Origin of the sequence: Mesorhizobium sp. M2A.F.Ca.ET.039.01.1.1, assembly GCF_003998035.1 — a bacterium.
Lineage (GTDB): Bacteria > Pseudomonadota > Alphaproteobacteria > Rhizobiales > Rhizobiaceae > Mesorhizobium.
The window spans coordinates 1-545 of record NZ_RZRY01001465.1 but is presented as its reverse complement, the minus strand read 5'-3'; the positions used below and the strand labels follow the sequence as shown (position 1 = coordinate 545).

The 545-nt window shown below is 59.3% G+C and carries 1 protein-coding gene and 1 pseudogene; one reads left to right on the top strand and one right to left on the bottom strand.

Annotated features, from left to right (window positions below; translation table 11 throughout):
- Nucleotides 1–24 precede the first annotated feature (24 nt).
- Nucleotides 25–315, bottom strand: a pseudogene (locus EOA24_RS40475) (hypothetical protein); the annotation flags it as partial.
- A 33-nt stretch (nt 316–348) separates the two neighbouring features.
- On the opposite strand from EOA24_RS40475, the gene EOA24_RS42685 reads away from it, so the two are divergent.
- The coding region (locus EOA24_RS42685; RefSeq protein ID WP_210213669.1) for a hypothetical protein at nt 349–545 on the top strand (197 nt) is incomplete at its 3' end.

Sequence of the window (545 nt, the reverse complement as noted above, 5' to 3'; positions counted from 1 at the left end):
GCCTTACTCCCCTACTCCCTTCGGGCGCAGGTTGAACAGCGTGTAGGCCAGCGTGAAACCGGCGATCGGCAGGATGTCGGCCCAGATCGTGCTTTTGCTGGCGAGGAACAGGGTCGAGCCGATGCCGATCACGACCATCCACCAGGCCAGCACCTCGGCGAAGGTGCCGGTCTTGTATCGCCGCACTTGCCGGGCGCCCCACAGTTCCGCGGCAATGAAAGCAAGGTTGGTCAAAGCATTAGCCGACTCGGCCCAAAGTCCTGATCCCGTCCGTTCGCAATAAAGATCGACAGGGGTCAGGAGAGTTTGCCACATGGCGGGGATGCTGCTCCCGAATCGAACCGCGCCTTGAAATGCAAACGCTCTCCTATTGCGCCCTTACCTGCGGCTGCAACAGCAAAAATTTCACCGCAACGTGACTTCCCGTTGACCGCCGCTTCTGCCACATATTTTAGCAATCAGAACAAAGCCGGCGTCACCGGCGGGAATTGGAAAAGTCATGGCATTTCGAGGACGATTGCGGCTTGCGGCAGTAGCGCTGGGCC